Here is a 16,233-nt window from a genome sequence, read left to right on the forward strand (position 1 = left end):
GGGAGTGCACACCCGCGGCGCGTCACCGCACCTAGGCGGCCGGCGGGAGGTGCAGGTGCCAGCGGCCCGACCGGTGGGTGAGCCGGGTCAGCGACAGCGGCGCGACGTCCAGCTGCCACAGGGCGTCGTCCGGCAGGCCCAGCGCGTGGGTCAGCACCGCGCGCACCACGACCGGGTGGGCCACGGCGACCATCCGCTGCCCGGCCTGCTGGTCGAGCCAGGCCGCGGCCCGCAGCCGCACGGCCGCCAGGGACTCGCCGCCGTGCGGTGTCGCGACGGGGTCGGTGAGCCAGGCCTGCAGCCCGGCCGGCTCGGCGCCGGCCACGTCGCCCAGGCCGAGGCCCGTCCACGTGCCGTAGTCCGGGTCGGCGAGCGCCTTGTCCACGACCGGGTCGTCGTGGCCGAGCGCCCGGGCCGTCTGCAGCGCGGCCTGCGACGGCGCGCAGCACCACGTGTCCGCGCGTCCGCCGAGGTCACCGGCGTCGCATAGGGCGAGGGCGGCCCGCAGGCCGCCCTCGTCGAGGTCGTCGTCGCCGCCGAAGACCGCGCGGCGCAGGCCCGGGGTCGTGGCGGCGGCGAGCAGCCGCAATCCGCTCACACGGCCACGATATCGGACTTCTCCCGCGCCGCCGCCGGGTGCCGGGTTCCGAGCCGGCCGAGCAGCGCCGCGAACGCCAGCCCCAGCGCCGTCCACAGCGTGGCCTGGGTGCCGAGCGAGGCGATCCGGAAGTCCCACAGCAGGCTCGCCGGGAACGTGTCGGGGACCTCGTCGATGCTCGGCAGCAGCACGTAGCCGATCGCGACCACGATCAGGAAGCCACCGACCGCGGCGGTGGCGCGCAGCCACTCCGGCGCGCCCGCGCGCAGCGACCGGGACGCGAGCACCCCGGCCCAGACCGCGACCAGGCCGATCACCACGATCGCCAGGTAGCTGATCGTGCGCTGGTTGATCGTCGCCGGGTCGCCGACGGCGGGCGGGTTCGCCGGATACTTGACGAACGGCACCAGCACGACGCCGAGCAGGGCCGCACCGGCCAGGCCGATCGCGGCCCGGGTGTCGCTCGGGGTGCGCAGCCTGCGGCGCAGCAACGTGTACGCGGTGGCCAGCAGCCCGCCCATCGCGACGCCGTAGAGGGCCGTGGCCAGGAACAGCCCGCCTCGCTGGCCGTCGCGGGAGACGAGCTCCTCGTCGTGGTGACCGTCGTCGGCCGCACCGGCGGGCTCGGCGGCGGCCTCCTCGATGGCGATCGCGGCGTCGATCCGGCTCTCACCGGTCGAGTAGGCGAAGACCCCCGCCAGCAGGCCGGCGATCAGGCCCGCGAGCAGTCCCCGCAGCAGGATGGCGCCGTAGGTCGGCGCGGGGCGGTCACCCGTCAGTGACACGGGACACCGAGCAGGTGCCGGCCGTCGTGCATCAGCTCGTGCAGGTACATCCCGCCGCGGGAGATCGCGCCCTGGTCGAACGCGACCAGGTAGGCGAGCAGCAGAAGCAGCACGACGACGCCGACGGCGGTCACGAGCACCCGCGGGGAGACGGCGGGCGTGCTCAGCGGGCGAACCGCCTGGATATCTGACATAAGGGGTAAGACCTCCTACCGGGATGACGCGTCCCGTTCAACAGGCCTGCGTACGTGTGAGCGTTCTGACTCACGGTTCCCGGGGGATCCGTTCACAGTGGCGCGACCGCACCGGATTCACACCGGTTTCCCTCACGACGCCGCAGATGGTTACCCCAACTTAGCGGCGGCCGTCCGAGCCGGTCAATCGAAGCCCATGGTCAGCAACCCGGGCGGGTCGCCGCGGCGGGCCGCGTCTCGGTAGCATCCAAGCCGATCGTCGCACCGGGGGAGTGGGATGCAGTTGCGCAGCTTGGCGGCAGCGGCCGCGGTGTCGGCCGCCGTCCTGCTGCCCGCAGCACCCGCCCGGGCCCGGGCCGCCGAGTGCGCGAACCCGCCCGAGGCCGCCCAGGTCAGCAAGGCCGAGCCGTATGAGGAGCAGCTGTTCGACACCGGGCGGCTCGCGCCGTTCGCCACCGGCGCCGGGATGCGCGTCGCGGTCATCGACTCCGGTGTGGACGCACGCCACCCGCAGCTGCGCGACCAGGTCGCCGCGGGCCGCGACTTCCTGCACGGCGAACCGAACGGCCGGCAGGACTGCATAGGCCACGGCACGGCGGTGGCCAGCATCATCGCCGCGCGGCCGGCCGAGGGCGCCGGCCCGCGGGGCCTGGCGCCCGGCGTGACGATCGTGCCGATCCGCGTCAGCGAGCAGACCGACACCGAGGGCGGCGCCCGCGGCGGCGAGCCCGCCGACCCGGGCCGCTTCGCCGACGCGATCGACTGGGCGGTCGACCAGGGCGATGCCGACGTCATCAACATGTCCCTGGTGATGACCGCCGACGACGACCGGGTCCGCGACGCCGTGGCCCGCGCCGTCGCCGCCGGCGTGGTGGTGGTCGCCGCGGCGGGCAACCACGGCCGGGCCGGCGAGGCGAACCCGCGGCCGTACCCGGCGTCCTACCCGGACGTCATCGGAGTCGGCGCGATCGGCGCGGACGGCGTGGCCGGCGACTTCTCCCAGCACGGCGACTGGGTGGACGTGACCGCACCCGGCGTACAGGTCACCTTCGCCGCCCCCGGTTCGGGCCACGCCCGGGGCGACGGCACCAGCTACGCGGCGCCGTTCGTCTCCGCGACCGCGGCGCTGATCAGGCAGCGGTTCCCGACGCTGACCCCGGCGCAGGTCGCCCGCCGGATCATCGCCACCGCCGACCCGGCGCCCGGCGGGCGCCGCAGCGACCGGTACGGCTTCGGCGTCGTGAACCCGTACCGGGCGCTGACCGAGACGCTCGGCCCGGACCGGCCGGCGGCCCCGGCGCCGGCCGTCGTGCACACCGAGGACCCGGCCACCGTGGCCCTGACGGCCCGCCGCGCCCGCGCACAGGACCTGTCGCTGGTCGTGGCCGCGGTCGGCGCCGGCGTCGTCGTGCTGGGCGTCGTGGCCGCCGCCGCGCTGCGCCGTGGCCGCCGCCGCGGCTGGCGCCCGCCGGAACCGGACGGCCCCGAACCGCCCTGAGCCGGACCGCCGCGGCGCTGTGACCAACCGCGCAGTCCGCCCCGCGCCCCGCGCGCCTAGGGTCGATGCCATGAGCGTCGATGCCGTGAGCACCGAGCAGGCCGTGCGGGCGTGGCTGCGCGAGCGCGGCGCCGAGACCGTCGATCACCCCGGCGGCACCCTCTACGCACACCTCGGCCGCGTCCACGACCGGCTCGGCGCGCTGGGTCACGGCCCCGACGTGCGACTCGCCGGGCTGGCACACGCCGCCTACGGCACCGACGGCTTCGACCTGGCCCTGCTGGCGCCCACCGACCGCGCCACGCTGCGCGACCTGGTCGGCGAGCGCGCCGAGACCCTGATCCACCTCTACGGCGCCTGCGACCGTTCCCGCAGCTGGAAGGCCCTGCCCGAGACCCGCCGGGTGTGGGACCGCTTCACCGGTCTCGCGCTGGACCTCGCGCCGGATCAGGTTCAGCCGTTCACCGACCTGACCATCGTCAACGAACTCGACGTGGTCGAGCGGGACCCGGGCATCGCCGAGCGCCACGGCGCCGCGCTGCGCACCCTCTTCGAGTCCTGGGCCCCGCTGGCCTCCGCGCCGGTCCTCGCGGAGAGCCGCCGCGTCCTGGGCTGATCCCCGCCGCCCGGCGAGCTCGGCCACGGTTGCATCTCGAGCAGGAGGAGAGGGCAGCGCCGGCGTGACCCGGCCGGGTGCCGGCGCGGGATCCTTCAGCGCACCGGGGCCGGATCCGCTACGAGCCGGCAGGCGGCCCCGACGGTCGCCGGGCTAGCGGGCAGCAACGGCAGGCGCACCGCGGCCGTCGGGATGCGGCCCAGCGCGTGCAGCACACCCTTGATCACGGTCGGGTTCGGCTCGGCGAACAACGCCATCGACAGCGCGGCCAGGCGGCTACCGAGCGCCCGCGCCCGTACGGCGTCACCGGCGTGCCAGGCCGCGACCAGGCCGGCGAAGTCCGCGGTCGCGAGGTGGGCGGAGGCCAGGATGCCGCCGTGCGCGCCCATGGCCAGTAGCGGCGAGATGACGGCGTCGTCGGCGCCGAGCACCGCGAAGTCGTCCGGCGGGTCCGCCAGCAGGTCGGCCGTGCCGGCGTCGATCCCGCCGTTGGCGTACTTGATCCCCGCGACCCCGGGAACGGCCGCGATCCGGCGCAGCGCCCCGGTGGACAGGTGCTGCCCGGTCCGGTACGGCACGTGGTAGACGATGAGCGGCACCGTCGCGGCGGCCGCCAGCGCCTCGAAGTGGGCGACGACGCCGTCCTCGCCCGGGCGCAGGAACGGCGGCACCAGGCTCAACGCCCCCGCCACGCCCCGCAGGGCGGCCACCGCCGGCGCCGAGTCGGCCCCGACCAGGAGCTGCGCGCCGCGCTCCCGGCACACCCGCGCTGCCACCTCGACGACGGCCCGCCGCTCCTCGGCGCTCAACGCCGCCGGCTCCGCGGTCGTGCCCAGGGCCACCAGGCCCGCCGCGCCGGCCCGCAGCGCGTCGTTGGCGAGGCCCTCCAGGGCGTCCAGCGCCACGGCCCCCGCGGCGTCGAACGGGGTGATCAGCGGTACGTACACACCGGAGAAGGTCATGGTCCTCAGCGTCCGGCAGGACCGACCATCAGGTCCAGTTCACGTTTCTGCGATCGAACGTAAGCTGTGCTGATGCTCGACGTGCGCCGCCTGCGGCTGCTCTGCGACCTGTCCCGGCTAGGCACCATCGCCGCCGTCGCGCAGGCGGCCGCGTACACCCCGTCGGCGGTCTCCCAGCAGCTGTCGGCGCTGGAGCGGGAGGCGGGCGTGGCGCTGCTGGAACGCACCGGCCGCCGGGTCGCCCTGACGGCGGCGGGGCACGTGCTGGTGCAGCACGCCGAGACGGTGCTCGCGGCCCTGGAACAGACGTCGGCGGCGCTCGCCGCGGTGACCGCCGGCCTGTCGGGACCGCTGCGCATCGGCGCGTTCCCGACCGCGGTCCGCACCCTGCTACCGGATGCGCTGGTCCGGCTGGGGCGGCGCCATCCGGGGCTCGAGCTGATGGTGACCGAACTGGACCCGGTGTGCGTACCGGCCGCGCTGCGCGAGCGGCGCCTCGACGTCGGCCTGCTGCACGACTACGACGTCGTGCCGGTCGAGCCGGACCCGGTGCTCGACGCGACGCCCCTGCTGGACGAGACGGTGTTCCTCGCGGTGCCCGCCGCGGGCGCCTTCGCCGCCCTCGACCAGGTGCGCGACGCCGCCTGGATCCTGGCCAGCCCCGGCACGCTGTGCCACACGGCGACGCTGCACGTGTGCCGGGCGGCCGGGTTCACGCCGCGGGCGCGGCACCAGGCCGACGACTTCGCCACGGTGCTGGCGCTGGTCGCGGCGGGCCAGGGCGTCTCGGTGGTGCCCGAACTGGCCGCGGCGAGCCCGCCTGCCGGCGTACGGCTGATCCCGCTGCCGACCCGCCGGCGCAACCGGATCGCCTACCGCAGGGGCGCGGCCGGCCACCCCGCGGTGGCCGCCTTCATCTCGGCGATCCGGGCCGCCACCGGCGTGGCCGGTTTGCCGTCCGGGCCGGACCGCACGAGGATCGCCAGATGACTGATGTCGTCCTCTTCCACCACGCACAGGGCCTGACCGCGGGCGTGCACGCCTTCGCCGACCACCTCCGCGGCGCGGGCCACACGGTGACCGTGCCGGACCTCTACGCCGGGGTGACCTTCGACAGCCTCGAAGCCGGGGTGGCGCACGCCCAGGAGATCGGCATGGACGAGATCATCGCGCGCGGTGTCGCCGCGGTCGCCGGCGTGCCGGACCACGTCGTGTACGCGGGCTTCTCCCTGGGCGCGATGCCCGCGCAGAAGCTGGCGCAGACCCGGCCCGGCGCGCTCGGCGCGCTCATCTACCACGGCGGGGTGCCGGCCTCGACGTTCGGCGAGCAGTGGCCGGCCCTGGTGCCGCTGCAACTGCACGTCGCCGAGGAGGACGAGTGGAGCGAGGTCGACGTCGCGCGGGACCTGGCGGCGGCCGCCAAGGACGGGACCCTCTTCCTGTACCCGGGCTCGGCGCACCTGAGCACCGACAGCAGCCTGGAGGAGTACCAGCCGGAGACGTCGGCCCTGATCCTGCGGCGCAGCCTGGAGTTCCTGGCCCGAGTCGGCTGAGATCCGGCTACGTGGCGGCGCCGCCACCCTGCCCGGGGCCCGGATACTCGTCGGCGAGCATGGCGAAGTCGAGCTCGGTGCTCCACTCGCCCTTGAACAGCTCGTTGTGGACCAGGCGGGCCTCCTGGCGCATCCCGAGCCGGCGCGCCAGCCCCGCGGAGGCCTCGTTGCGCTCGTCGACGCGCGCGACGATGCGGTGCAGGCCCAGCTCGCCGAAGCCCAGCCGCAGCAGGGCGGCGGCCGCCTCGGTCGCGTAACCCCGACCGGCGAACTCCGGGCTGACGACGTACCCGATCTCTCCGCCCCGGTGTTCGCGGCTGTGCCAGAACAGGACCACGTCCCCGACCAGCTCACCCGTCCCGGCTAGCTCGACACCGAGGGTCAGGGACTGCCCCTCGTCGGTGAGCGCGGTGCGGGCCCACGGCCCGGCGAGCCGGTCGAGGATCATCTGCCGGTCCATCGGCTCGAAGGGGACGTAGCGGCAGACCTCCGGCCGGGCGCGGTACGCCAGCAGCGCCTTTACATCGCGTTCCGTCAGGGGACGCAGCAGCAGGCGTGCGGTTCGGATGGGATATTCGGGGCGCAGCTCGGGCTGGCTGTCGTTCGGCACGCGACCATGGTGCCCGCCGGCGGCGTTGAGCGCCCGCCATATCCGGTGCTAGGTTCGTGGCGTGCCCCGGATGGGCCGACACGATGGAGGCAGCGACTTCAGCCGCCGCTGAGCCAGGACGCGTTCCGCGCGTCGCTCACCGGTCGGGCCTATCCGGAATCCCCCGCTCGCCCCCGCCGCCGGGTGGGTGCGCGCTGCCGCCGGCCCGTGCCCAGACCAGAAGTCGCCGCCTCCGTCGTCACCACGGACGACGAGAGGGAACGATGAGCACCGAACCGACCGCCACCGCGCGGCGCGACCATGCCGCCGGCGAGCCCGACATCACGGTCTACCCGTGCCACGAACGATTCGCCGGCCGCCGGCCGGCGGTGCTGGTGCTGCCCGGCGGCGGGTACCGGTTCCACACCGAACACGAGGGCGAGGGCTACGCGCGCTGGCTGAGCGGCATCGGGCTGCACGCCTTCGTCCTGCGGTACCCGCTGATGACCGGACACCGCTTCCCCGCACCGCTCGAGTCCTGCCGCGCGGCCCTGTACCGGATCCGCGACGGCGGCCACGGACTGGACGTGGACGGGCGTGTCGGCGTCATCGGCTCGAGCGCCGGCGGGCATCTCGCCGGCCTGCTCGCGACCGGCACGGTGCTGTCGACGGAGCGGCTCGCCGCGCCGCCGCCGCGGCCGGACTTCGCGATCCTCGCCTATTCGCCGGCGGACCTGCACCTGCTGCCGGATGCTCCGGTGGAGTGGATCCTCGACGGCCGGATGGAGCTGCGCGACGAGCTGTCGCCGGCGCGCAACATCGACGCCGCCACCTGCCCGACGTTCCTGTGGGCCACCGCCGAGGATCCGCCCGGGTTCCCGAACGCCCTCGCCTACGCGAGCGCGCTGTTCGACGCCGGCATCCCGGTGGAGCTGCACATCTATCCGCGGGGCCGGCACGGGCTCGGCCTGGCGAACGGGGTGGCCTTCGGCGGGCACGGCGAGGTCCACATTGCGCACACCGCCCGCTGGGCGCAGGCGTGCGAGGCGTGGCTCGGCGCCGAGGGCTTCCTCCCGGGCTAATACTACGGTTGACGTTATATAACGTCCGACGTAGCGTGGGGTCCATGCAGGAACCGACCTTCTTGATCCTGACCGCGCTGGCCGCGGAACCCATGCACGGCTACGGCGTGATCCGCACCGTCGACGAGTTGTCGGGCGGCGACGTCGTGCTGCGGCCGGGCACGCTCTACGGCGCCCTGGACCGCCTCACCGAACAGGGCCTCGTCGAGGTCGACCGCGAGGAGGCCGTCGACGGTCGGCTGCGCCGGTACCATCGGCTCACCGACGCCGGCGCGGCCGCGCTCGCCGCACAGGTGGAGCGGCTGCGCCGGCACGCCGACGCCGCCGCGACCCGGCTGAGCAGGCCGCGCGGGCGAACCGCCTTCGCCGTCGTCAGCCTCGGGGTGATCCGATGACCGCGTCCCCCGCACGGCTCGAACGCCGCTACCGCCGGCTGCTCCTGGCCTACCCCGGCCCGTACCGCCGGCGGCACGGTGCGGAGATCGTCACGACGCTGCTGGACCTGGCCGAGCCCGGCCGCGGCCGGCCGGCCGCGGCGCAGGCGCTGCACCTGGTGGCGTGCGGCCTGCGGCAGCGGTTCCGGCTGCCCGCCGGGCGGCCGCTCGCACTTGTCGCCGCCGTGCTCGCCGCGGTCGCCGTCGGCGCGCTGGGTGCCGCGGCGGGCAACCGGCTGGGCTGGCGGACGGCCACCCCCGTGCCGTCCGCCGACGTCCTGCGCGCCCTCGCCGCCGACGCGGCCGGCGGCAGCCGGTCCGACGTCGCCGCCTACCCGTGGGAGACGGCGATGAACGGCCCGGTCCTCGACACGAGGGTGACCGTCGCCTCGGCCTACTCCGCCGAACGCGTCCGGAACGCCCTGGCCGCGGCCGGGTGGCGGACGACGACGTTGCGCGAGACGACCGGCGGGATCGTCGTCGACATCACCGAGGACCCGTACGTCACGGTGCCCACCCGGTCCGTGCGGTTCGAGGCGACCAAGGACGGGCTGTCGCTGACCGGCGACAGCACGACCGTGGCCGCCGACGCCCGGCGCGGCGTCGAGGGGCGAACGGACCAGCTGCTGGGGGTGTCGGCCGACGAGTCAGCCGCCGTCCGGCCCCTGACCGTCGCCGGGCTGCTCCTCGGCGCGGTCGCCGGATGGCTCGTCGCGGCGGCGTTCGCCTACCGGCTGCGCCGCGGCGGCCGATCCCGCCGCAGGGTGGCGGCGGCGCTGGTGGCGGCGGCCTTCGCCGCGGCGGCCGTCCCCGTCTTCGTCCTCTACGGCGACCTCCAGCAGGTCCTGGCGTATGACAGCGGCGCGCCCGGTCCCTACATCGTGGACGGTCCGGGCGGGCGGCTTCCCGCGGGTCTGGCGCCGGCCTGCGCGGTCGCCGGCCTCCTCGCCCTCGCCGCGGCGCTCGTGATCGCCCGGCGCGGAGCCCGCGACGACACCGGCGCGACCGGCCCGGCGCCGGCGGCGTCCGGCTGAACAACCGGCCGCCGCGGATCCGGGCCGGCCTCGGCTGACCCGGATCCGCGCCGCGCTCACTCGGCGAAGATCCTCACCTTGGTGTCCTTCTCCTCGACGTCGATGGTGAGCTCGGCCAGGTGGACCACCAGCTCGTCGAGGTCCTCCGGTTTGAGCTGGGTGACGTCGATGGGTACGCCGTTCTTGCGGAGCGCCTCGTTGACCTGGTCCTTGGCGCCGTTGGGGATCAGGCTGGCCAGCCGTACCCCGGCGCGCAGCAGTTGGAACGGCACGCGGATGTTCACCTTCGTCGGCCCGTCGTCGCCGGTCTCGTGCTCCTCGACCAGGATGCGCAGGTACCGCGGACCGGCCGTGCCGACCTCGGCGGCGCGGGCGGCCGGCGCGGCGGCGTGCTGCCTGTCCAGCGCGGCGATGAGGCCGTCCGCCTCCTCGGCGCTGACCTGGCCGTCGGCGAGCATCTGCAGCACCTGCAGGCGGTTGTCGCTCATGTCTTCTCCTCCGTGCTAGATGAAGCGGACCAGAAACGCGGCACCGGGGCCGTCGACCTCGACGTGCAGGCCCCGCAGTCCGCTGGCCGACCGCCAGGCGGCGCGCAGCGCGCCCGCCGTGGCGACGCCGTACACCCGCGCCACGAACAGGCCGGCGACGGCGAGCGGCAGTAACAGCGGCCAGAGCAGGAACAGCGGCAGCCAGAGCCGGACGGCGCCGCGGCGGCCACCCACCCGGACCACTGCCAGGCTGGGGATCACGGCAGGGCCTCCAGCTCCCGGATCGCCTCGGCGGCCGTGATCTCGCCGCGCTTGAGGCGATCGATCACCTCGGAGCGCGAGGGCGCCGGATCGGTGTCGACGAACTCCAGGCCGCTCCCGATCCGGTTGAGCCGGTTCTTGATGGTGGGGTAGCTGACCCCGAAGATGCGCTCCATCTCCTTGATGGAGCCGTGGCAGCGGACGAAGGCGGTGACGAACACCTGGTCCTCGACGCTGAGCGCGGCGAGCTGCGGAAGCTCGAAGGCGCCCTCGATGGCCACGCCGGTGTCCGCCAGCCTGACCCGCTCGACGACGAGCGGCTGCCCCCTGGTCAGCTTCGTGAGTTCCTGCCACTCCACGCGGTCTCCTTTATTTTTTCAAGTATCACCTTGAGTTTATTAAGTCTGCAAGCCTTGAACCTCAGGTTCTTGCGACGACGCGGCGGGCGAATGCCGCGGTCGTATGGGCCGGGCGGGTGATCGACTAGGTCAGCGGCAGCCGAGATAGGCGTCCAGCGCGGCGGCGCCGGTGAGCATGGTGCGGCCTCTGGCCGAGAGGCGGGCGTGCCAGTCGAGGAGCATCGACTCGAGCGGCGCGACGCCGCCGGCGGAGCGGACCTGGGCGATCACCGGGGCGATCCGCTCCAGCGGGTAGCCGCCCCGCCTGAGCTGGTGCACGAGCAGGGCGTCGCGCACGTCGGCCGCGGAGTACACCCGGTAGCCGGTCTGCGGGTCGCGGCGCGGCCGGACCAGGCCGGCGCGTTCCCACTTGCGCAGCGTGGCCGGGCGCATGCCGAGCCTTCTCGCCAGGGGGCCGACGAACGTGTCGCCGCGTTCCTGCGGCACGGGGCTGAGATCGCCGAGCGCGGCCTCGACGGCCCGGAGGGTGCGGCGGTCGTCGAGAAGCTGGGCGTGGCTCTCGTCGATGAGCTGCAGCGCGTCCCCGGTCGCGCCCCGGTTGACCGCCTGCATGATCGACGTGGCCGTCCGGTGGCCGTGCCCGGGCACCAGGGCGAGGAACGTGCTCAGCGCCAGCGCGTGCAGCGGCGTGTAGGTCCGGTAGCCGTGCGGGGTGCGCACGGCCGCCGGAAGGATGCCGGCCGCCTCGTAGTTCCTGACCGCCTGCGTCGACAGGCCGTGCCCGCGCGCCAGGTCGACCGGCCTGAGCCGTCCGCTGCTTTGAGGGTTTCGCGTCAATGTCCTGCCGATATCGCGGGGGAGTCTCAACCGTGGGTTCAACGATACCGTTGAGGGTATGACCGCTGCTATCAAGGACGCCGTCCAGGCCGTCGACGCCGCCGCCGTCATGGCGTTGCTTGCGGCACGGCCGCGGCTGCTCGCCCTGGGCGAGCCCACCCACGGCGAGGAGGCTCTGCTCGGCCTGCGCAACGAACTCTTCCGGCAACTCGTCGAGCGGGAGGGCTACCGCACGATCACGATCGAGAGCGACTGCATGATGAGCCTGGTCGTGGACGACTACGTCACCTCGGGCGCGGGCGACCTCGACGAGGTCATGGAGCGCGGCTTCAGCCACGGTTGGGGCGCCTTCGCGGGCAACCGCGAGCTGGTGCGCTGGATGCGCGCCCACAACGACGGCCGGCCCGCGCCGGAGCGGCTGCGCTTCGCCGGTTTCGACGGCCCGCTGGAGATCACCGGCGCCGCGAGCCCGCGGCAGGCTCTCACCGGACTCCACGGATACCTCGCCGCCCGGGTCGGCGGCGGCCTGCTTCCCTGTACCGCGGAAACGCTCGACCGCCTGCTCGGCGCCGACGAGCCGTGGACCGATCCCGCCGCGATGATGGACCCGTCCCGGTCCGTGGGGCAGGCGCCCGAGGCCAGGGAGCTGCGGCTGCTCGCCGACGACCTGGTGGCCCTGCTCGACGCGCAGACGCCGCACCTGATCGCGACGTCCTCGCCGGACGAGTGGGAGCGGGCACGCATGTACGGGCGTACCGCCACCGGGCTGCTGCGGTACCACTTCTGGTTTGCCGACACGTCGCCGAGGCGCATGGCGTGGCTGCTCGGCGTACGGGATTCGATGATGGCCGCCAACCTGCTCGCCCTCGCCGAGCGGGGCCCGGCGCTGGTGAGCGCCCACAACGGCCACCTGCAGCGGGACCGGAGCAGCATGCGGCTGGGCGACCTGCCGCTGGAGTGGTGGAGCGCCGGGGCGATCATCAGCGCCCGGCTGGGCGCGGAGTACGCCGTCCTGGCCACGGCCCTCGGCACGATCCGCCACCACGGCGTGCAGACACCACCCCCGGACACCGTCGAGGGGCTCCTGTACGCGCTACCGGAGGACCGCTACGTCGTCGACGCCCGCCGGCTCGCCGCCGTCGTCGGCGACCTGGCGCCCGCTCCCCGCGTGTCGCCCTGGTACGGCTACTCACCGATGGATCCGGCGCACGTGGCCCGCTACGACGGGATCGTCTTCGTCAGGGACGCCGCGCCGAGCTAGGCGGGCACCTCGGCCCGGTGTGCGCTCACCACCCGGTCGCGGCCGTTGCTCTTGGCCTCGTACAGGGCGCGGTCGGCCTCCGCGACGAGGTGGTCGGGGTCGACGGTGGTCCGGCCGGCCTCGGCCGGGGTGGCGGCGAGGCCGACGGAGGCGGTGACCGAGACGGCCCGGCCCGGCCCGATGTCGACCGGGACGCGGCACAGGGCGCCGCGCAGCCGTTCGGCGAGTTCGAGCGCCGCCGCCTCGTCCGCGCCGGTCAGCAGGCACACGAACTCCTCGCCGCCGAAGCGGGCGACGATGTCGCTGCCCCGCACCGTCTGGCGGAGCCGGTCGGCGACGTGCACCAGGACCGCGTCGCCGGCCGGGTGGCCGTACCGGTCGTTGACGCGCTTGAAGTGGTCGATGTCGAGGATGACCACCGCCATCGGCCGGCCGGACTGGGCGGAGCGCTCGGACTCGAGCTTGAGCATCTCCTGGAAGAACCGCCGGTTGTACAGGCCGGTGAGTGGATCGGTCACCGCCAGGCGCTCCTGCTCGCGCAGCGCCGCCTGCAGGTCGCGGGCCAGCCGCGTGCGGTCGCGGGTGGTCAGCACCTGGCGGACCAGCAGCCCGGCGAAGAGGACCGCGGCGATCACCAGGGTGCCGTTCCCGAGCCGCTGGTGGCGGGCCTGCTCGACGGCGACGAGCGCGGCGACGGCGAGCGCGGCGACGAGGACCGCCGGGAAGGTGACGTCGCGGTCGATGCGCGCCACCTGCGCCTCGCCCCGGTGGCGCACCGCCACCAGGGCGGCCAGGACGAGCAGTACGGCCTCGGCCTGGAAGCCGAGGTTCAGCCAGCTCCCGTCGGAGTACTCGCGCACCACCGCGACATAGGTGTACCCGCCGTCCGCGACCGTGGCGGTCAGGTACGCCGCGGCGATCAGCAGCACCGGGTACGGGACCATGCGGTGGCCGGCCAGGCCGACCGCGGCCATGATCGCGAGGATCGCGACGTCCAGCACGGGGTACGCGCTGGAGACCACGGCGGCGAGGTCGGCGCCGCCGGAGAGCAGCGGTGCGATGAGCAACGGCCAGCCGACCGCGCCCAGCCCCACGGCGATCAGCGCCGCGTCGAGCAGGCCACGCACGTGGCGCAGGGCGTGGGCGCCGCCGAACCCGATCACGATCGCCGGGACGGTAAGCACGTTGCTCGCCAGGTATGCCACGTCGGCGAGCGAGGGGTCCGGCCCGCCGTCCGGGTACGCGTAGGCGTACACCGCCCAGCAGAGGTCGCCCGCCAGCCAGCAGGCCGTCGAGGCGAACAGGATGCGCCACATGGTCCGTGCCCGGCCGCGGGTCGCGCGTGCGGCGAACCCGCCGGCCACGGTCGCGGCGGCGACCGGAACCAGGTACAGCACGGAGCCGACGAACCGGGTCTGTTCCTCGTCGCCCTGTGACAGGGCGGTTGCCGCGGCGTACAGCCCGAGCCAGAGCAGCCCGGCGGCGACCGCGGCCCAGAACACCCGGTCGGTCCGGACCGCCCGGCGCAGCGCCGCCTGCTCCTTCAGCTGCCGCTCGGCCGGGGTGTCGACGGGCATGGCGGTGTGTGCACTGTCCATGACCGGCGCACCTCCCTTCCCAGGCCCTGTGTCACCGCCGTGGCGTCCGACGCGGGTCGGGGTGTCGCGGGCGGGGCAGCCCAACCCATCGGCAACGGCCGAGCGCGGCTAAGCACTTCACCGGCGGGCCGGGCAGGCCCGCCGGTGAGGTTCAGCGCCGGCCGCCGTCGGCGGCGACCTCCCGTACGGCCTCGGCGACGGCGCGGAAATCCTCGCGCGGGATCGCGCCGTGGTTGCCGGCGACCTTGGCGTGGATGCGGATGTTCGGGTTGCGGGCGGTCACCGCGTCGAGGCCGGCGCGGATCCGTTCCTGCTCGTCCCCGCGGCTCCCCAGGGACGTCCCCGAGGCGACCACGTACCGCGCCGGGACGGCGATGTCGTCCAGCACGGGGCCGAGCTCGCGCTCGCGGGAGAGCCGGCCGAGCTCGATGTTGCTCTCGGCCTGCCCAGGTCGCCGCGACCGCACGGCAGGGCGTCGGCATCCTCGGCCCCGGCACCCCGGCCGCCGCCCGGCTGGAGAACATCGCCCGCTTCAGCGACTTCATCAGCGAGAGCATCCTGCGCGCCGCGGAGCAGGTCCGCGAGGTCCTCAGCACGAAACCCGCGGCGGGCGGCTAGCTGGTGGCCTGCATGAACAGGTGGTAGTAGTTCATCGCGATCATCGTGAGCACCAGGCACAGGTAGCTGGCGCTGATGATCCCGAAGGCCAGGTACATGCGGCGCCGGCGCGCCGGTATCGACTGGTGCGCCGCCGACAGCGGGAGCCGGAACAGCAGGTGTCCCAGGTAGGTGAAGGCGCGGTTCCGCAGGTTCAGCTCCCCGAGGGCCGCCTCCATGGCGTGATGGCCGTCGGAGACGGGCAGCAGCGGATTGAGGTTGTTGACGACGAGGAACAGCTGCATCCCGAGCAGCCAGCGCAGCTCGCCGAACCGCACCGGGTCCACCGCGATCAACAGGCTGGTCAGTCCCGCGGCGGCCAGGTCGATCCCCGGTCCGACCAGCGCCACGGCGGTGCGCGCGGACCGGGACCGGAGCCGGTACGCGTCCGTCCGGTCCACGTAGGTCAGCGGGATGAGCAGGCAGAACAGCTTAATGCCGGCTTCGCGTACGGGTACGCCCAGCGCCAGGCACACCGTGGCGTGACCCATCTCGTGCACGGCGGCCTGCACCAGCAACACCGCGATGATCAGCAGCCAGGGCGGGCCGATGAACGTGTACGGCGCCGGCAGGGTCATCGACGTGAAGACGGAGACCATGGAGGCGGCGGCGATCATCAGCCCGAGGGTCGTGGTGGTCCGGGGGAAGCGGGCGAGCACCATGGCTGGCGGCCGCAGAAACAGGTTCAGATGCCGCGCCGGAACCCGCACCCGTGGGGTGGCCTGGATGATCCGGGCCACCAGCAGCTGGCGGCCGCGCAGCGGCTCGGGCGGCTCCGACAGGACTCCCGCCGCCCTCAGGTCGGTGAGGAACGACAGCAGGATCGGTGCGCGGTCGCGTACGCCGTCCGGTCCGCGCGACCGGCTGGCGGCCTCCAGCAGCGCCGTCCCCGTGCGGGTGCCGTCCAGCAGCGGCACCACCTTCGCGCCGGTCCGGCTCAGCCGAACGTAGGTGCCGGTCTCGGCGTTGAACAGCATGGAATGGCCCTCGGCGCCCTCCACGAGGGTGACCTGCGGCGCCAGCTCCACGGGCCGGTCGAGCCAGTCGGGCACGGCTGCTGTCGTGGATTCTGTGGACATCGGCGCCTCCGTCTTTCCTCTCATCGGGGGATACGGCCGACCGGGGGCGCGCCGCAATGGCACGCCCCCGGCCGTGGTGAGCCCTACTTGCAGCCGCCGCAGCCACGGCATCCGCCGCAGCCGCCGCCACATCCGCGGCATCCGCCGCAGCCACATCCGCGGCATCCGCCGCAGCCACATCCACGGCAGCCGCCGCAGCCGCCGCCACATCCGCGGCAGCCACGGCAGCCGCCACAGCCGCCACATCCGCCGCTACCCAGCAGAGATGCGCTGACGACGGTCGGCAGTTGCTCGGCGGTCAGGTCGTCTTCCAGCCAGAGGTCCAGTTCTTCGAACACCTCGGGCCCG

The 16,233-nt window shown here is 74.4% G+C and carries 21 protein-coding genes, 1 pseudogene and 1 riboswitch; of the genes and pseudogenes, 10 read left to right on the forward strand and 12 right to left on the reverse strand.

What is annotated here, in order from left to right; all coding sequences use genetic code 11:
• Nucleotides 1-31: 31 nt before the first annotated feature.
• From AB0B58_RS21420 to AB0B58_RS21430, 3 genes are read right to left on the reverse strand one after another with little or no spacing between them, the layout of a single operon-like run.
• Nucleotides 32-598: a histidine phosphatase family protein gene (locus AB0B58_RS21420; protein ID WP_360226031.1), complete on the reverse strand. Its 567-nt coding sequence runs from the start codon at nt 596-598 to the stop codon at nt 32-34.
• Complete coding sequence (locus AB0B58_RS21425) at nt 595-1,383, reverse strand: CbtA family protein (protein WP_360226034.1); 789 nt, start codon at nt 1,381-1,383, stop codon at nt 595-597. Before AB0B58_RS21425 ends, AB0B58_RS21420 begins: the two co-directional genes overlap by 4 nt.
• Nucleotides 1,374-1,577 carry a CbtB-domain containing protein gene (locus AB0B58_RS21430; RefSeq protein ID WP_360226037.1) on the reverse strand — a complete coding sequence of 68 codons (204 nt, stop codon included), beginning with the start codon at nt 1,575-1,577 and terminating at the stop codon, nt 1,374-1,376. Before AB0B58_RS21430 ends, AB0B58_RS21425 begins: the two co-directional genes overlap by 10 nt.
• Before the next feature lie 60 nt (nt 1,578-1,637).
• Nucleotides 1,638-1,708: riboswitch (cobalamin riboswitch) on the reverse strand.
• A gap of 146 nt (nt 1,709-1,854) precedes the next feature.
• Between AB0B58_RS21430 and mycP the strand changes: the two genes are divergently transcribed.
• Complete coding sequence (gene mycP, locus AB0B58_RS21435; protein WP_360226040.1) at nt 1,855-3,075, forward strand: type VII secretion-associated serine protease mycosin; 1,221 nt, start codon at nt 1,855-1,857, stop codon at nt 3,073-3,075.
• 70 nt (nt 3,076-3,145) lie between these two features.
• Nucleotides 3,146-3,691 (forward strand): DUF6817 domain-containing protein, encoded by a 546-nt coding sequence (locus AB0B58_RS21440; RefSeq protein WP_360226043.1) that lies wholly within the window; start codon nt 3,146-3,148, stop codon nt 3,689-3,691.
• A 95-nt stretch (nt 3,692-3,786) separates the two neighbouring features.
• Here AB0B58_RS21440 and AB0B58_RS21445 read toward each other — a convergent pair whose 3' ends face one another.
• Complete coding sequence (locus tag AB0B58_RS21445; RefSeq protein WP_360226046.1) at nt 3,787-4,653, reverse strand: dihydrodipicolinate synthase family protein; 867 nt, start codon at nt 4,651-4,653, stop codon at nt 3,787-3,789.
• 72 nt (nt 4,654-4,725) lie between these two features.
• Here AB0B58_RS21445 and AB0B58_RS21450 point away from each other — a divergent pair, with 72 nt between their 5' ends.
• Complete coding sequence (locus AB0B58_RS21450; RefSeq protein WP_360226049.1) at nt 4,726-5,643, forward strand: LysR substrate-binding domain-containing protein; 918 nt, start codon at nt 4,726-4,728, stop codon at nt 5,641-5,643.
• Nucleotides 5,640-6,206, forward strand: a complete 567-nt coding sequence (locus AB0B58_RS21455; RefSeq protein WP_360226052.1) for a dienelactone hydrolase family protein — start codon at nt 5,640-5,642, stop codon at nt 6,204-6,206. The genes AB0B58_RS21450 and AB0B58_RS21455 overlap by 4 nt, the downstream gene beginning before the upstream one ends.
• A 7-nt stretch (nt 6,207-6,213) precedes the next feature.
• Here the strand turns inward: AB0B58_RS21455 and AB0B58_RS21460 are convergent, their stop codons facing one another.
• Nucleotides 6,214-6,816 (reverse strand): GNAT family N-acetyltransferase, encoded by a 603-nt coding sequence (locus AB0B58_RS21460; protein ID WP_360226055.1) that lies wholly within the window; start codon nt 6,814-6,816, stop codon nt 6,214-6,216.
• Between the two features lie 263 nt (nt 6,817-7,079).
• Between AB0B58_RS21460 and AB0B58_RS21465 the strand changes: the two genes are divergently transcribed.
• The 3 genes from AB0B58_RS21465 to AB0B58_RS21475 are packed head-to-tail and all read left to right on the forward strand — an operon-like array spanning nt 7,080 to nt 9,345.
• Complete coding sequence (locus AB0B58_RS21465) at nt 7,080-7,877, forward strand: alpha/beta hydrolase (RefSeq protein ID WP_360226058.1); 798 nt, start codon at nt 7,080-7,082, stop codon at nt 7,875-7,877.
• Nucleotides 7,878-7,921: 44 nt separating this feature from the next.
• A complete protein-coding gene (locus AB0B58_RS21470; protein WP_360226061.1) occupies nt 7,922-8,272 on the forward strand; it encodes a PadR family transcriptional regulator in 351 nt (116 codons plus the stop codon).
• A complete protein-coding gene (locus AB0B58_RS21475; RefSeq protein ID WP_360226064.1) occupies nt 8,269-9,345 on the forward strand; it encodes a hypothetical protein in 1,077 nt (358 codons plus the stop codon). Before AB0B58_RS21470 ends, AB0B58_RS21475 begins: the two co-directional genes overlap by 4 nt.
• A gap of 56 nt (nt 9,346-9,401) precedes the next feature.
• On the opposite strand, the gene AB0B58_RS21480 is transcribed toward AB0B58_RS21475, so the two are convergent.
• From AB0B58_RS21480 to AB0B58_RS21495, 4 genes are all read right to left on the reverse strand, one after another.
• A complete protein-coding gene (locus AB0B58_RS21480; protein ID WP_360226067.1) occupies nt 9,402-9,833 on the reverse strand; it encodes a hypothetical protein in 432 nt (143 codons plus the stop codon).
• A 15-nt stretch (nt 9,834-9,848) separates the two neighbouring features.
• A complete protein-coding gene (locus tag AB0B58_RS21485) occupies nt 9,849-10,094 on the reverse strand; it encodes a hypothetical protein (protein ID WP_360226070.1) in 246 nt (81 codons plus the stop codon).
• Nucleotides 10,091-10,453 (reverse strand): DUF2089 domain-containing protein, encoded by a 363-nt coding sequence (locus tag AB0B58_RS21490; RefSeq protein WP_360226073.1) that lies wholly within the window; start codon nt 10,451-10,453, stop codon nt 10,091-10,093. The genes AB0B58_RS21485 and AB0B58_RS21490 overlap by 4 nt, the downstream gene beginning before the upstream one ends.
• Nucleotides 10,454-10,582: 129 nt before the next feature.
• Nucleotides 10,583-11,290 (reverse strand): TioE family transcriptional regulator, encoded by a 708-nt coding sequence (locus AB0B58_RS21495; RefSeq protein WP_360226076.1) that lies wholly within the window; start codon nt 11,288-11,290, stop codon nt 10,583-10,585.
• A 58-nt stretch (nt 11,291-11,348) separates the two neighbouring features.
• On the opposite strand from AB0B58_RS21495, the gene AB0B58_RS21500 reads away from it, so the two are divergent.
• Nucleotides 11,349-12,551, forward strand: a complete 1,203-nt coding sequence (locus AB0B58_RS21500) for an erythromycin esterase family protein (protein ID WP_360226079.1) — start codon at nt 11,349-11,351, stop codon at nt 12,549-12,551.
• Here AB0B58_RS21500 and AB0B58_RS21505 read toward each other — a convergent pair.
• Together AB0B58_RS21505 and AB0B58_RS21510 are read right to left on the reverse strand one after the other, a co-directional pair.
• Nucleotides 12,548-14,149 (reverse strand): GGDEF domain-containing protein, encoded by a 1,602-nt coding sequence (locus tag AB0B58_RS21505; RefSeq protein ID WP_360226082.1) that lies wholly within the window; start codon nt 14,147-14,149, stop codon nt 12,548-12,550. The genes AB0B58_RS21500 and AB0B58_RS21505 overlap by 4 nt on opposite strands.
• Before the next feature lie 151 nt (nt 14,150-14,300).
• Nucleotides 14,301-14,615 (reverse strand): hypothetical protein, encoded by a 315-nt coding sequence (locus tag AB0B58_RS21510; protein ID WP_360226684.1) that lies wholly within the window; start codon nt 14,613-14,615, stop codon nt 14,301-14,303.
• Here AB0B58_RS21510 and AB0B58_RS21515 point away from each other — a divergent pair.
• Nucleotides 14,612-14,767, forward strand: a pseudogene (locus AB0B58_RS21515) (MarR family transcriptional regulator); the annotation flags it as partial. The gene AB0B58_RS21510 and the pseudogene AB0B58_RS21515 sit on opposite strands and share 4 nt — an antisense overlap.
• On the opposite strand, the gene AB0B58_RS21520 reads toward AB0B58_RS21515, so the two are convergent.
• Entirely contained in the window at nt 14,764-15,885 is a 1,122-nt protein-coding gene (locus tag AB0B58_RS21520; protein ID WP_360226085.1) for a hypothetical protein, read from the reverse strand. The pseudogene AB0B58_RS21515 and the gene AB0B58_RS21520 sit on opposite strands and share 4 nt — an antisense overlap.
• Between AB0B58_RS21520 and AB0B58_RS21525 the strand changes: the two genes are divergently transcribed.
• Nucleotides 15,878-16,159 (forward strand): hypothetical protein, encoded by a 282-nt coding sequence (locus AB0B58_RS21525; protein WP_360226088.1) that lies wholly within the window; start codon nt 15,878-15,880, stop codon nt 16,157-16,159. The two genes, AB0B58_RS21520 and AB0B58_RS21525, sit on opposite strands and share 8 nt — an antisense overlap.
• Nucleotides 16,160-16,233: the final 74 nt, after the last annotated feature.

This window comes from Actinoplanes sp. NPDC049118, from assembly GCF_040648555.1.
Lineage (GTDB): Bacteria > Actinomycetota > Actinomycetes > Mycobacteriales > Micromonosporaceae > Actinoplanes.